Source organism: Olivibacter sp. CPCC 100613 (assembly GCF_036959255.1).
GTDB lineage: Bacteria > Bacteroidota > Bacteroidia > Sphingobacteriales > Sphingobacteriaceae > Olivibacter.
The window spans coordinates 1313829-1327863 of record NZ_JAWMTI010000001.1 but is presented as its reverse complement, the minus strand read 5'-3'; the positions used below and the strand labels follow the sequence as shown (position 1 = coordinate 1327863).

The 14035-nt window shown below is 41.5% G+C and carries 11 protein-coding genes; 5 read left to right on the top strand and 6 right to left on the bottom strand.

Annotation, left to right across the window (positions count from 1 at the left end; translation table 11 throughout):
- Positions 1 to 9 precede the first annotated feature (9 nt).
- Positions 10 to 2274, top strand: coding sequence for a helix-turn-helix domain-containing protein (locus tag RYH73_RS05365; RefSeq protein ID WP_335312370.1), 2265 nt, complete (start codon positions 10 to 12; stop codon positions 2272 to 2274).
- Positions 2275 to 2286: 12 nt separating this feature from the next.
- Here RYH73_RS05365 and RYH73_RS05360 read toward each other — a convergent pair whose 3' ends face one another.
- From RYH73_RS05360 to RYH73_RS05345, 4 genes are all read right to left on the bottom strand, one after another.
- The gene (locus tag RYH73_RS05360; protein WP_335312368.1) at positions 2287 to 4395 is read right to left on the bottom strand and encodes a M1 family metallopeptidase; all 2109 of its coding nucleotides are present in this window, start codon (positions 4393 to 4395) and stop codon (positions 2287 to 2289) included.
- 11 nt (positions 4396 to 4406) lie between these two features.
- On the bottom strand, positions 4407 to 5657 hold the full coding sequence (locus tag RYH73_RS05355; protein ID WP_335312367.1) for a peroxiredoxin family protein: 1251 nt from the start codon (positions 5655 to 5657) through the stop codon (positions 4407 to 4409).
- 252 nt (positions 5658 to 5909) lie between these two features.
- Entirely contained in the window at positions 5910 to 7448 is a 1539-nt protein-coding gene (locus RYH73_RS05350) for a DUF4270 family protein (RefSeq protein ID WP_335312365.1), read from the bottom strand.
- Positions 7449 to 7555: 107 nt separating this feature from the next.
- Complete coding sequence (locus RYH73_RS05345) at positions 7556 to 8380, bottom strand: glycogen/starch synthase (RefSeq protein ID WP_335312363.1); 825 nt, start codon at positions 8378 to 8380, stop codon at positions 7556 to 7558.
- 241 nt (positions 8381 to 8621) lie between these two features.
- Here RYH73_RS05345 and panC point away from each other — a divergent pair, with 241 nt between their 5' ends.
- From panC to RYH73_RS05330, 3 genes are all read left to right on the top strand, one after another.
- Positions 8622 to 9470, top strand: coding sequence for a pantoate--beta-alanine ligase (gene panC, locus RYH73_RS05340; RefSeq protein WP_335312361.1), 849 nt, complete (start codon positions 8622 to 8624; stop codon positions 9468 to 9470).
- A gap of 112 nt (positions 9471 to 9582) precedes the next feature.
- Positions 9583 to 9933 carry an aspartate 1-decarboxylase gene (gene panD, locus RYH73_RS05335; RefSeq protein ID WP_335312359.1) on the top strand — a complete coding sequence of 117 codons (351 nt, stop codon included), beginning with the start codon at positions 9583 to 9585 and terminating at the stop codon, positions 9931 to 9933.
- 202 nt (positions 9934 to 10135) lie between these two features.
- Positions 10136 to 11275, top strand: a complete 1140-nt coding sequence (locus RYH73_RS05330; protein WP_335312357.1) for an acyl-CoA dehydrogenase — start codon at positions 10136 to 10138, stop codon at positions 11273 to 11275.
- 108 nt (positions 11276 to 11383) lie between these two features.
- Here the strand turns inward: RYH73_RS05330 and RYH73_RS05325 are convergent, their stop codons facing one another.
- The gene (locus tag RYH73_RS05325; protein ID WP_335312355.1) at positions 11384 to 12958 is read right to left on the bottom strand and encodes an SUMF1/EgtB/PvdO family nonheme iron enzyme; all 1575 of its coding nucleotides are present in this window, start codon (positions 12956 to 12958) and stop codon (positions 11384 to 11386) included.
- Positions 12959 to 13250: 292 nt separating this feature from the next.
- On the opposite strand from RYH73_RS05325, the gene ispF reads away from it, so the two are divergent.
- A complete protein-coding gene (gene ispF, locus RYH73_RS05320; protein WP_335312353.1) occupies positions 13251 to 13730 on the top strand; it encodes a 2-C-methyl-D-erythritol 2,4-cyclodiphosphate synthase in 480 nt (159 codons plus the stop codon).
- A gap of 14 nt (positions 13731 to 13744) precedes the next feature.
- On the opposite strand, the gene RYH73_RS05315 is transcribed toward ispF, so the two are convergent.
- Positions 13745 to 13897 carry a FeoB-associated Cys-rich membrane protein gene (locus tag RYH73_RS05315; protein ID WP_335312598.1) on the bottom strand — a complete coding sequence of 51 codons (153 nt, stop codon included), beginning with the start codon at positions 13895 to 13897 and terminating at the stop codon, positions 13745 to 13747.
- Positions 13898 to 14035 lie beyond the last annotated feature (138 nt).

Genomic DNA, 14035 nt, shown 5'->3' with positions numbered 1-14035 from the left:
TTCCTTATTTTGAAAGCCACATTCATCAACGTTTACCCAAGCATGTCGAATTTTGACGTTCATAATACCGCCTTCGCACAGGCCGTTTCGTTTATCAATCATACCAATCGACCGGTATTTTTAACGGGGAAAGCAGGAACGGGAAAAACAACCTTCCTTCGGTATATAAAAGAACACACTTATAAAAAACTAGCGGTGGTAGCCCCCACCGGTGTAGCAGCTATCAATGCGGGCGGTACAACCCTTCATTCACTTTTTTTCTTACCATTCGGTATGTATTTAGCCGATTACGTACTCGATTGGAATGATCCGAGCGATTTGATCTATAATAAACAACGGCTTTTTGGAAAAGTAAAGCTAACCAAACAACGACGGGCTATTCTGCAGGAACTTGATCTATTAATCATTGATGAAGTATCCATGCTACGCGCAGACACTTTAGACGCTATTGATGCGATCTTACGGTGGGCCAGACGTAATGCCACACCCTTTGGTGGGGTACAAATGTTATTCATAGGTGACCTATACCAGCTGCCTCCTGTGGTTAAAAACCATGAGCAGTCACTATTATATCAATACTATAAAAGCCCCTTCTTCTTTGATGCTCATGTAATGCAAGAGGCCCCTCCGGTTTTGTTAGAACTCAATAAAATTTACCGGCAAAAAGACACCCATTTCATTTCCCTGCTTAACAACATTCGAAACAATTGCTGTACAAGCGAAGAGCTAGCCCAATTAAACACCCATTATCAGCCTGATTTTAATCCTTCATCCACTGAACCTTTTATAACGCTCAGTTCACATAATCATATCGCCGAGCAAATCAATCAACGCGAGTTGGAAGCATTGCCCGGACAGCCGATCTGCTTTGAAGCTTCTATCAAAGGTGATTTTTCAGCAAGTTCTTTCCCTACCGAAGGACAGTTATACTTGAAAGAAGGTGCACAGATTATGTTTATAAAAAACGACAAAGGAGAAGAACGGCGCTACTTTAATGGAAAGATCGGAGTGGTTGAGAAAATAGACGCCCGTCTCGGGGAAATAAAAGTTCGCTTTCCGGGAGAAAAGGAAATATTTACTGTTGAACAAGAGGAATGGAAGAACCTGCGTTATAACTATGACAAGCAGAGCGATAAAATCAGCGAAGAAACCTTAGGAACTTTTAAACAATACCCTATTCGCTTAGCCTGGGCCGTAACCATCCATAAAAGTCAGGGCCTAACTTTCGACAAGGCCGTCATCGATGCCGGATCCAGCTTTGCAGCGGGGCAAGTATATGTTGCCTTGAGTCGTTTAACGCGTTTAGAAGGTTTGATACTCCGATCAAAAATTTCACTGACCAGTATTCATACCGATCCACACGTTGTGGCCTTTTCCAAGCGCATTTTATCGGAAGAAGCGATTGCAGAGGTATTATTGCAAGAACAGAAAACCTACCTTCTAAATAATTTGAACAAAGCCTTTGCTTGGGGTGGTTTAACCATTGAAACGAATACCCTTAAAAATGACCTTTTACTCAAAAACATTCCCGATAAGTCTTTGGCCTATAAAAAAATCGATCTCATCTGCAATGCATGTAATCAGCAGTTCGAGGTTGCGGAAAAGTTTAATACCTGGCTGCATAAACAATTTCAGCATGTAGATGATTTAGCAATTGAACTGATCCATGAACGCACCCAAAAAGCTGCTGTTTGGTTCATAAAAAGTTTGGAAGACGAGCTCATCGCCCCGCTCAAACAACATATGGATGCATGGGCTGTCAAAAAGAAGAATAAAAAATACCAAAAGGAATTAGCTGATTTACTATTAAGTTATCAGCGAAAACACGAGCAAATTAAACAGAGCACCTTGATTACCCAAGCGATCCGTGATGGAAGGAATATACAGGACGTAATCCACGAAGTTACCAACCATCAACAACAGCTCAAAGCACAAAACGAACAACAGACAAAAAAGAGCAAGTCGGCCGTAGGCGAAACCAAACAGATCAGTCTTAAACTCTTTAAAGAAGGCCATACAATCGAAGAAATTGCTAAACTAAGAGGCTTGACAAAAGGCACTGTTATTACCCATTTAACGTATTTTATCGGCAGCGATTTAGCACCAACAGACCTGATGTCGAGTAATAAACTCCAGATCATTACACCATTATTGAAGCAATATCCGCAAAAGACGATAAGTGAAATCCGCGAAATGCTTCATCGACAGGTAGAGTTCCATGAAATACGTATTGCACAAGCAGCTTTACGACAAGAGACAAACACAAACGGCTAAGCAAATTCTGCTCTATTTCATACGGAGTGCCTGCTGAACGCTCGGTGCATCATCTTGGGCTGCTATTTTCAGCACGTCCTCATTGTCATAGTTTTGATAGCGCGTGCGCAACAACATCAGCGCACTAGCTCGAACATAAGAACGCTCATCGTCTGTTGCCATCTTTTTAATCGTAGGATAGAGTTGTTTGAGCCCTTCTTTTGAGAATTTTTCAACCGACCCCAAAGCCATCAGGCGTATTATCCATGCCTTATCAGCTAAAGCGGCGACCACGATCTCTCTCGCTTTTGCATGACCCAGCGTATCCTGGAGATTTTCCAATACTTCAAAACGGTCCATTAATAAAGGAGCATGTTGATATTGATAGGCCCACTCATCTACCGATTTATATTGTTCTTTCTTTGCTAAGATGCACTTTTTGGCATCTACATTAATCAATTGTGGAACTTGAGCAGCCGCCAAACGGAAAATCTGCTCCTGCTTGGTTAATGTAACCATGTGACGGTCTACCTGGCCATTCCTATAAATATCAATCGCAATGGGCAATTTATATAGTGGGGTAGTGGTCAAATCTTGTTTTTGTGCAATCTGAACCAGCACTTGCTTCGTACTATCTTCATACCGTGTTTTTATCGCTAGATCCGGATTCCCGGAGGCTAGAAACCATTGATTAAAGAACCAATTCAGGTCTTGCCCTGTCACTTGCTCAAAGGCGAGACGTAAATCATGTACTTCAACAGACTGATAAGCATGTTTCTTTAAATAGAGCTGCAAAGAAGCAAAGAAAGCATCATCGCCAACAAGCTCTCGTAACATGTGAAGGATACGTCCTCCCTTTTGATACGAGACTTCATCGAACATCTGCTCTCGGTTAGCATAGTTAAATCGAATGAGGTCAAGATCCTTATTTTTATCTTTCGAAAAATAGGCCAGTTCGTCGTTCAATGCATGCATATCCGCCTCTTCTCTACCGTATTTATGTTCGAGCCACAAATATTCACCGTAGGTAGCAAACGACTCATTGAGTGGAAGATTCGCCCAGGATTCAGCGGTTACCAGATCGCCGAACCAGTGATGAAATAGCTCATGTGCAACGATATCCTCATAGGTTTCATCCTTATATTCAGCGGGCGTCATGTTCATCCGATCAAAGAATACCGAAGCAGATGTATTCTCCATGGCGCCACTTACAAAGTTGCGCACAACAATCTGCGCATATTTATCCCAAGGAAAGTCAATTCCTAACTTATTTGAATAAAACTCAATCATTTCGGGTGTTTTTCCAAAAATCAGCGATGCATAAGGAGCATATTTTGGCTCCATATAGTAACTCACTTCCTTTCCGCGCCACTGATCTTTCACCACTTTAAAGTTCCCTGCAGCAATCATAACCAAATAAGGTGCATGCGGCAGATCCTGTTTCCAAACATCTGTTCGCGTACCGTCATTATTTCTTTTTGATTCTTTCAACAGGCCATTCGACAAAGTAACCATGGAGTCCGGAACGGTTAACGCAATTTGTTGCGTCATTTTCAGCATGGTATTGTTAATGGTTGGAAACCAATTCGAATTACATTCCGTTTCACCTTGCGACCATAACTGACGAGGAACGCCCGCTCTATTATCCGGTTCAATAAAATAAAGTCCCCGATCGTCCGGGGAAGCGATGTCTTTCCCAACCTCCAAGGCATTCGGATCAGCGGTATAGTCAATAAACAATTTAAAGTTTTCGTTGCGGCTATATTTTCTATCAAGCGCAATGGCCAGCTTTTTTCCATTGTAAGCAAACCTTAGCTTTTTTCCTGTATCGTCCCCCTGCAGCAACAGCACTTCTTTCACCTCAAAGCCATTCGCATCCAGTATAACCGAATCCTGGGGGTAGAAATAGCTCTGTAAGGTAAGTGTTGCCTTGCCATACACTTTCGCCCGCTCCCAGTCGAAATGAAGCGTTAGATCAGTATGCTTTATACTTATGTTAAGCGGATAAGATCCCTGATAAATATCGGCGTCTGGTGCATTCGCATATATATTAACCAGTGGAATATCGACGTGTTTTGTTGCTGCACACGACCAACAGCATAGAAGCAAATAAGCAATAGAAAAGAAAGAAGTTTTGGGCATTATATATTGGTTTATTCAGCTAAAAGAGCGTTAATTTCTTTTTCGAACTCCTGGACAAACTCCGTATAGTGTTTTCCGGTAGCAGGCCCGCTGAAGCCTGTATGAATTTTATCAACCGTTCCATCTTTTTTAATGATGATGGTAGTCGGAAAAGCAGCGAAGTTATCCAAAGCGGGTATACTTTCCTCTACCTGTCCTTTATCATTTGTATAACCGGTTAATAGGATGGGATAATTTACGTTGAATCGATTTTTTAGATTCAAAACCGCCGCCTTCGCCTTATCCATTTCTTTGTATCGCTCATAAGCTAAGCCAATTATCTCAAGGCCCTTAGACTTGTACCTGTCATAAAAAGGTGCTAAAAAAGCAGTTTCATCCATACAGTTAGGGCACCAAGATCCAAGAAATTGAACCACGACTACCTTATCTTTGAAACGATCATCATTTAAGGAAATTGCATGGCCATTGAGATCCGGAAAACTAAACTCAATGTGATCATTCCCGGGTTTCAGTCCGGCAATTTTATACGCATCAGGTAGCATGGCATCCTCATCCCGATGGGCCGACCAGTTCATGACAGTGCGGGGCCCCGCATACATTTTGCCTTTAATAATATCACTTCCATCCGTTAAATCCCCTGTGAACAATACCGGGCTGGAACCGCTAAACGCAGAAATCATAAATGTTTTGTTGTCCACTACGCCACTTAAAAAGCGATAGTCTCCTGTTGTTGTAAGGAATGATCCATTAACCTGATTTCCGGACTGTTCAAATTCACCTACCGCGAAAGAGGTATCAGTGCCATTATTTTTATAAAATTGCACAGACCATCTGCCGGTTACATTCACCACACCCGTATTCCCATTTCCTTCCTTCACAAAGCGAAAAGACTGTTTAGCTTCAGCCATAAAGGGCATAGAAATCGTCCTATTCGGCAAATGCTTTATCCATACACCTTGTAAACCATTGGATGTTTTTGCAGCCCTAATTTCGCTCTCATAGAGTGGGGTTTTCATGAAAACGGAATCAGACGTTTCCTCAACCTCATTGATATTTAAGCGTTCCTTCCCATTTAAAAAAGCCATCTGTTTAACTCCTACGGAGTCGTATATTTCAAAGTTGAAGGGAATATCTACCGAACCTTCGTTTTTTAAAGTACCTCTCCATACGCCATTCGTAAGCTGGTTTGTTCTGTTGGTACAACCTGCAAAAGTCAGCGCCGCAAGTAGACCAAGAAAAAGAAAACGCGCAATATTCATCATACACTCATTAAATCGCTAGATATTACTCAATATCCATGCCGCTAAAATACTAATCTTTCATTTATTATCCGTCAACATTACTTCACATCCAGCAAAATGAATGTACCTTTATTTATCAATCAAAATCACAAGAATACGCTGAGTTTGATTATTATCCATAGAATGTCCACTAAGATTTAATTTAGGTTTTTAAAGAGCATAAAAAAGGCGACTCAAAAAGTCGCCCTTTCATTTTGTTTTTATACAGCAGTCTTACTCCAGTTCAGTATAATATATATTCAATTTAGTACGGATCTCTTCCTTCGCTTGCGTATCTTCCGGATTAAAGCCTTTTAAGACAACACTACTCGGCGTGGTAATATCCGGCCAAAAAGGGATGGTATTCGTCATAATTTCAGATACCGGTGCGATATATACCTCTGAATTTTGGACTTTTCCTAAAATAACATCTTGAATAAAAGAAGTAAGTGTAAATATATACCTTTTCCTTTCTTTATCGTACAAACCACCTAAAGCGCGGACACCAACAATACTTCCATTAGCAGTTCGAGCATTAAACTGTGAGCGCAGATCAGGAACATAGCGCGAATCACCATCCGGAATGGGCTGGTTATTGCCTGAAACATCCTTCCGATATAAAGTCAGCCGCGGGGCCGGCCCGCTGATGGTACTACTATTTTCTTCATCCACGTAGACTACCAATTCCGCCCGATTAACCGCAATTTTCTTTCCTTTCAACTGATCAATATAGGGGAAAGAAACTTTTGTTCGTAAGCCGCCCATAGCCTGTGCATAAACCGTCGTTTGATTAACTGCTGAGCTGGCTAATTGACTTTCAATGGCAGGAGAAAAACTTCTTTTTATACTGGAAGACATGTACATAAAGGGTGCGCCCGTTGTACTGCTTGATGTCGGAACCGGGATCGGGAAGACCTTCGTTAGTGTATCCGTCTCACCTTCCGCATCCGTAACCCGATAAGTTACTTCCATAAAATTGGGTGAATCTGAACCTTGCGGGTTCGTCGGACTCAAGGTGGCTAGTCCACCTGCTCCCTGCTGTGCGTCTTGATCAACGGTTAGGTACAAACCTTTCGCGTGGTTTAGGAATCCGGTTTCTGAGTTGACCGTCGCCGAATCCAAGGTATGAGATAGGAGGCTGCTAATGAAATTATTATTTAAACGTAAGCGTAGCTCCGGATAGCGCTTAACGGTACTATCTTGGCCACTACTTCCCCGCACAACGATATTCAGGCTATCTTTCAGATTAAACCTACGTACTTGTAGACTGGCAATATCTTCGCTTTTTACACTCCAGTTTTTAGTACTGTAATAGATTGTATTGGGACTGTAGACCTCATCCAATTGCCTTACTTTTAGCTGATAGGTGGATGACAATGAATCACCCACAAAAGAGTTCCCATAGCGAACAACCAATACAGCCGAATCGATTTGTGCATTTTGAGGAAGACGGATATCACCACTTGTGGGTCGTAGAATAGCCAGTGCTACATTGGCTTGCGTTTCTCCAAACACGGGATCATTATAATAACCAAATGGGAGCTGATTGATATTGATACTGGGGATATTGCTATTATTATTGGCAACGCGTATTACCGATCGGGCACTATCGTCACGGAGTGTTACGGTTTTAAGTGTAACGGTATCGTTTAAGGTACCGTAAAAGGAATCTCCCGGGTTATTATCCAACCCGATCCCCGTCGGATTTTTGCAACTACTTAAAATAAAGAGACTTATTAACAATGTCAATAAGTCTCGTGTATAATACTTCATTATAAAAATATGTTCTATAAAGCTGTGTGAAACCTTTACAATCAAGCTACTCAGCTACCATTATAAAGGCTTATTTCTTCCATCATGCTGCAGTTCAGCCTTCCTCGCTAAGCCACAGTTTCCAATTCTTCATTGGAAAATTGCTCGTAAAGGTTGGAATAATTTTCGAATTCTGCATCATTTCTGCAGTCAGTTACAGGAATTTCGCTCTTTTTAACAATATTTAACAGTTTCTCATCGATGTTTTCTTCCGATAAAACAATCGCATCCGTATAGTGCAGTGCGCCATTATACAGACCATAGTAATCCGATGAATCGTAACTCGACACGTCTTCCGTGTTCATGTTACCAGTAAGTGCTTTTTCCGCAAAGCGCTCGTGCAAAGCATGCTCAAATTTATCTGCATATAGCGAATAGATGATCTTCGTATCCTTAAAAGTAGGATCATCTTTATACGCTGTTTTTACATAAGCTGGAATCAACGCTGTCATCCAACCATGACAATGCACCACATCCGGGGACCACCCTAATTTTTTTACAGTTTCCAATGCGCCCTTACAAAAAAAGATGGCACGTTCATCATTATCTTTAAAGAACTTACCTTCTTTGTCAGTAAATACATGTTTACGCTGAAAATACTCTTCATTATCCAAAAAGTAAACCTGCATACGGGCAGCTGGGATGGATGCAACTTTGATAATAAGCGGATTGTCATTATTATCCACTACAATATTCATTCCCGAAAGCCTGATCACTTCGTGTAAACGGTTTCTGCGCTCATTAATATTGCCAAAGCGAGGCATCAAAATCCGTATTTCAAACCCTTTTTCCTGCATGGCCTGGGGTAACTCTCTTGTTATCTCAGAAATTTTGCTTAGTTCGAGGAAAGGCGACATCTCGTGGGTAATGTACAATATCTTCGTTTTTGCCATCTCCAATAAATTATATTTTAGAATTTTTGAAATGTGAGACTATCAAACACCGTGAATCATACCGGCAAGAACCGGCTAAACCTATTTTTGATAGTTTATTAGTCATTAAAATAATTGCTCTAATGAAAATCGGTCTGCAAATATACGCATTATCTTATGATATATCAACGATTTATAAAAAAACCTTTGTAGTTAGGTTTAAAATGTTCAACTTTACCACCTTGTTTTAATAACAAAAAAATTGGAAGTCTTTACTACAAAAGATGCGCTGAAAGCCCATCTATCAGCATTCAAAACGAACGATAAAACAATAGGCTTCGTGCCTACCATGGGGGCTTTACATGATGGTCATTTAGCGCTGATTGAGCGTTCGAAACGGACAACAGACATCACGGTATGCAGTATCTTTGTGAATCCTACCCAATTTAATGATCCGGCGGATCTGGAAAAGTACCCCAGACCCATTGAAAAGGACCTTGCTCTCCTGCAATCGGCCGATTGTGATATTTTATTTTTACCGACAGTAGAAGAAATATATCCTCCGCGTGACGAAGCTTGGCTCTTCGATTTAGGCAAACTTGACGAAATCTGGGAAGGCGCGAAAAGACCGGGACATTATCAGGGGGTAACACAGGTCGTATATAAGCTTTTCGATATCGTTAAACCATCCATTGCTTTTTTCGGGCAAAAAGATTTTCAGCAATGTATGGTGATTCAATATATGGTAGACAAGCTTCGGCTGCCTCTACGCATAGCAGTCGTGGATACGGTGCGGGATCCCGATGGATTAGCAAAAAGCTCTCGAAATGTAAGACTCTCTCCCAGTGGTAGGCAACAGGCACTTTCCTTATCAAAGGCCTTGTTTATGGTAAAAGAACGGATGGAAGAGGGAATGACGCCCTTGCAAGCAAAAGAAGAAGCGCAGCATTTTCTCTTGGAAACAAAAGGGATTGAATTGGAGTACTTCGCGCTTTGTAATCCAAGCGATTTATCGGAAATCAACCAAGAACAGCAATACATAAGACCTTTAGTGGCTATACTGGCAGCTTGGGTAGATGGGGTTCGTTTGATCGACAATATCTTGCTGTAGTTTTAGTTGTGGTTTCGCGAGCTGCACATTTCGAGCTGACATGAATATAATTTCCAGATCATATTTCCTAATTGCCTTTCGGCACTACTAACAAAATACGTATCTTTGCACCATGATTATCGAGGTGTTGAAATCGAAAATTCATCGCGTAAAGGTTACACAGGCTGAACTCAACTATGTAGGCAGCATTACGATCGATGAAGATTTAATAGAGGCGGCTAATATTATTCCGAACGAGAAGGTGCAGATTGTAAATAACAACAATGGCGCACGCTTTGAAACTTACGTGATTAAAGGCGAACGAGGTTCCGGAATCGTTTGTTTAAACGGTGCGGCTGCGCGATTAGTGCAAGTGGGTGATATCGTAATTATTATATCCTATTGCCAACTCCCCATGGAAGAAGCCAGAAAATATGAGCCCATTTTGGTTTTTCCCGATCATAACAACAAATTAGTAAAATAGTTAACATCCTAAGTATAAGGGCGGAAGGGTAACATGAGTCCCACTCACTACCCAGCTCATCGGAATTCCCTGTTCTACTAGGTCGCCGATCAACGAAATCTCCATTCGCAACTTCCTGTTCAAAAAAAGAAGAATCTATTATTTTAAAAAAATATTATGCTTGCATAGCAAAAAACTGTAGATTTGAATAAATCCTAGTGTTATGAATTTCGAACTAACTGAAGAGCAATTACTCATTAGAGATGCGGCACGAAACTTTGCCCAAACCGAGTTAAAACCAGGCGTAATAGCGCGCGATGAAAAACAGCAATTTCCTACCGAACAAATCAAGAAGCTCGGCGAGTTAGGTTTTCTTGGAATGATGACCGATCCTGTTTATAATGGAGCAGGTCTTGACACGGTTTCTTATGTGCTTGTGATGGAAGAATTGTCAAAAATTGATGCATCGGCTTCCGTAGTTGTTTCAGTCAACAACTCCCTTGTTTGCTATGGTTTGGAAAAATTCGGGTCGGAAGCGCAAAAGGAAAAATACCTGAAGCCCTTAGCCGCAGGAACACAAATCGGTGCTTTTTGCCTCTCAGAACCCGAAGCCGGTTCGGATGCCACTTCACAAAGAACCCGGGCAGAAGATAAGGGCGACCATTACTTGCTTAATGGAACTAAAAACTGGATTACCAATGGAAGCAATGCCTCCGTCTACCTCGTGATTGCGCAAACGCATCCGGACCGTGGACACCGCGGAATCAATGCCTTTATTGTGGAGAAAGGGTCTCCCGGCTTTACCATAGGGCCAAAGGAAAATAAACTTGGAATTCGAGGTTCCGATACACATGCCTTACAGTTTAGCGATGTAAAAGTACCAAAAGAAAATAGAATTGGAGAAGATGGTTTCGGCTTCAAATTCGCAATGAAAACATTGGAAGGAGGACGAATCGGCATCGCGGCACAGGCACTCGGCATCGCCTCAGGCGCTTATGAACTGGCCCTTCAATATGCCAAGGAACGAACTACCTTCGGAAAGCCTATTGCTGAACATCAAGCCATTCAGTTCAAATTAGCCGACATGCACACCCAAATAGAAGCGGCCCGTTTACTATGTTTAAAAGCGGCTTGGCTAAAAGATCAACATCAGTCCTATGCAGAAGCCGCGGCAGTGGCTAAACTTTTTGCTTCGGATGTGGCCATGCGGGTTACGGTGGAAGCAGTACAAATTCACGGAGGTTATGGTTTTGTAAAAGAGTACCATGTGGAACGGCTCATGCGTGATGCAAAAATAACACAGATCTATGAAGGAACTTCCGAAATACAACGAATGGTGATTGCCCGTTCCATATTAAGTTAAACACCCATTAAACACCCCCACGGCAAAAAAAAAAAACGAGAACGTCTTTATAGATCGTTCCCGCATTTTTAAATATAAACAATAGAGCTATGTCTTGCAGTCAATTTATCAAGGGGTTGCCTTTGGGGTGTTCTTTCTAAAAATAGGCTTTGCTTTAGCCGATTTGAAGCGTGGCATGCCATTGGTGTGAATCTCCGGATTACCCACCAAGGTCATTGCACAACGAAATCCAACGGTTGCGGAAGACTCATCTTGTTGCATAAACCTTCTTGTTGCCGGGTTTAACCAATATGCCCGGTCGTTCCATGACCCTCCTTTATACACCCGTGATTTGTTATTCACCAGCGTCGTTTTACCATATAAAGAATCGTTCACTTCATCGTTGTATCCCCTCATATCTGCATCGTAGGCAACGATTTCACTGTCTTGCGCTACTGCCTGGTTCTGTAATTCCTCCCATGTCTGTTTTCTCGGTGCCTTGGCCATCTCTTTAATCGGTCTCCCGTATTTATCCTTGGCATAAATTCCTTTCTCCGGATCTTCCAATTTCTTATCTACATAGACATTTCCTCTAAAGGGATTAAAGTCTTCGAAGTCCTCATAAGTCAACTTACGATATACATCCCCGACCCACTCATTAACATTTCCTGCCATATTATACAAGCCGAAATCATTGGGCTGATAAGCAACCACCGGTTTAGTAATATCACCCGCATCATTTAGGTATCCGGCCGTTCCCATATTATCACCTGCACCCAACTTAAAGTTAGCCATAATAAGACCTTGTGTTTTCTTTTTACCCGAACGCACACCTAAGCCATCCCAAGGATAGATGCGATAACCTTCCACATTTCCGTAAATAGTATTCCCGATGAGACCTAAAGCTGCATATTCCCATTCTGCCTCTGTTGGCAATCGATACGGTTGTTTAAGAAACCCATCTTCTAAGCGAACCGGCCTTCGGGCATCCTTTTCAGCTCCCGGGCGTAAGTCTTTCGGCATATTTTTGCCGTCTATTCCTTCCCCTTTATATTGCCCATTCAAATAAATATCGGTATTAAAAGGCTGTGCCGTACTTTCGCCTGCAGTTTCAGCCTTACTTTTATAATCCAATAAAATCCCCCTGGAACGCAAAATTTCTTCATTTACACGATCGGTCCGCCATACACAGTAGTCATTGGCTTGCTCCCAACTAACTCCTACTACCGGATAATCCTGATAAGCCGGATGCCGGAGGTAGTTATCTACATACGGTTCATTATAGGACAAAGGATTACGCCAAACCAGCGTGTCAGGTAAGGCATTATAATATAATTCACGGTCGTTCGGAAAATTTTGATTTAACCAGTAAAGGTATTCAAGCCAATCGACATTTGCCACTTCTGTTTCATCCATATAGAAGGACGCAACCGTGACTCTTCTCCGTTTATTATCATTTTCATAACCTAAATCCTGATCGAGGCTCCCTCCCATGACAAAGGTTCCACCCTCGATGATAACCAGTCCGGGACCGGGGCCGGGTTTTACTTTCCGATTGACCTGAAAACCACCATTATGCGGATCATTATATTTCATCCCCGTTTTTGTTGATCGGTCGCCCATTCCATTTTTCTTACTACAACTCGAAGACAGGAGCACAACAAGGCAAAAGACCAGGATGGTTAAGGTAAAATTTCTCTTCATAGTTTATTCGAATACACCACTATTCAAAATTAGTACATTAAAACAAAATGGCAACCAACCGACAAATACCGAACACCCCGGTGAATTCTGGTATTACACTGCTTAAATAATTTTTTTTGTACCCGGTTTTTAATATGTTTGACAAAAAAGGTACCGCAGCGTAGTTTAAACTGCCTTTTTTATATAGTCTGCAGGCAACCTCACGATGAAGCGTGTTATTTCGAAAGCATTTTTATTAAAATAATGAACAAAATGAACAATCAGCATTGCTGTATAAATCCAGAAAAGAAACATGAAAATAAAAGTAGGCTTTGGTTTTGACGTACACCAATTAAAAGAGGACCATCCCTTTATTTTGGGAGGAGAAAAGATTCATCACCCTGCAGGTGCTTTTGGTCATTCGGATGCAGACGTACTCGTACATGCAATCTGCGATGCTTTATTAGGTGCCGCCAACTTGGAAGACATCGGTTATCATTTCCCGAATACCGATGCGAAATGGAAGGGCATCAGTAGTTTAATCCTATTGGAAGAATGTACGAAATTAATCAAGAATAAGGGTTGGGAATTGGGTAACATTGACGCCATGTTATGCTTAGAGGCACCTAAGATTAAACCTTATATTCCTGCAATGAAAGCACATATCGCAAAAGCTAGCGGATTGGAAGTAGACGATATTTCCATCAAAGCTACCACCAATGAAACGATGGGGTTTGTTGGACGTAAAGAAGGTGTTGTAGCCTATGCAGTATGCTTGATACAAAAAATATAAGTATCGGTTCCGAATTAGGATTGCTTGGGTACATTGGAGAAATCCATTCCGCATTTGCAGTTGGAACCACACGCATTTCCCTTTTTTGGCTTAAGATTTTTATATAACATCCTGCCAAGATAGAGAGCCGCCAGGGCAAATAATAAGAAAACAACAATTGTTTGCATATCCATAGCACAAAGTTAATTAAAATCCTTTTCATTATCAACGAAATAGCGAAATCACTCTTTGACTTAAACAAGAAAAACAGGTCGAAAATAAAAGCGATTCAAGCGCTTAATTTTTCAAATGGATTAATTACCTTT

What these genes read in the sequence shown, in the direction of transcription:
- RYH73_RS05360 (WP_335312368.1), bottom strand. Translation starts at nt 4,395, where the DNA reads ATGCCCAAAACTTCTTTCTTTTCTATTGCTTATTTGCTTCTATGCTGT.
- RYH73_RS05355 (WP_335312367.1), bottom strand. Translation starts at nt 5,657, where the DNA reads ATGATGAATATTGCGCGTTTTCTTTTTCTTGGTCTACTTGCGGCGCTG.
- RYH73_RS05350 (WP_335312365.1), bottom strand. Translation starts at nt 7,448, where the DNA reads ATGAAGTATTATACACGAGACTTATTGACATTGTTAATAAGTCTCTTT.
- RYH73_RS05345 (WP_335312363.1), bottom strand. Translation starts at nt 8,380, where the DNA reads ATGGCAAAAACGAAGATATTGTACATTACCCACGAGATGTCGCCTTTC.
- panD (WP_335312359.1), top strand. Translation starts at nt 9,583, where the DNA reads ATGATTATCGAGGTGTTGAAATCGAAAATTCATCGCGTAAAGGTTACA.
- RYH73_RS05330 (WP_335312357.1), top strand. Translation starts at nt 10,136, where the DNA reads ATGAATTTCGAACTAACTGAAGAGCAATTACTCATTAGAGATGCGGCA.
- RYH73_RS05325 (WP_335312355.1), bottom strand. Translation starts at nt 12,958, where the DNA reads ATGAAGAGAAATTTTACCTTAACCATCCTGGTCTTTTGCCTTGTTGTG.
- ispF (WP_335312353.1), top strand. Translation starts at nt 13,251, where the DNA reads ATGAAAATAAAAGTAGGCTTTGGTTTTGACGTACACCAATTAAAAGAG.
- RYH73_RS05315 (WP_335312598.1), bottom strand. Translation starts at nt 13,897, where the DNA reads ATGCAAACAATTGTTGTTTTCTTATTATTTGCCCTGGCGGCTCTCTAT.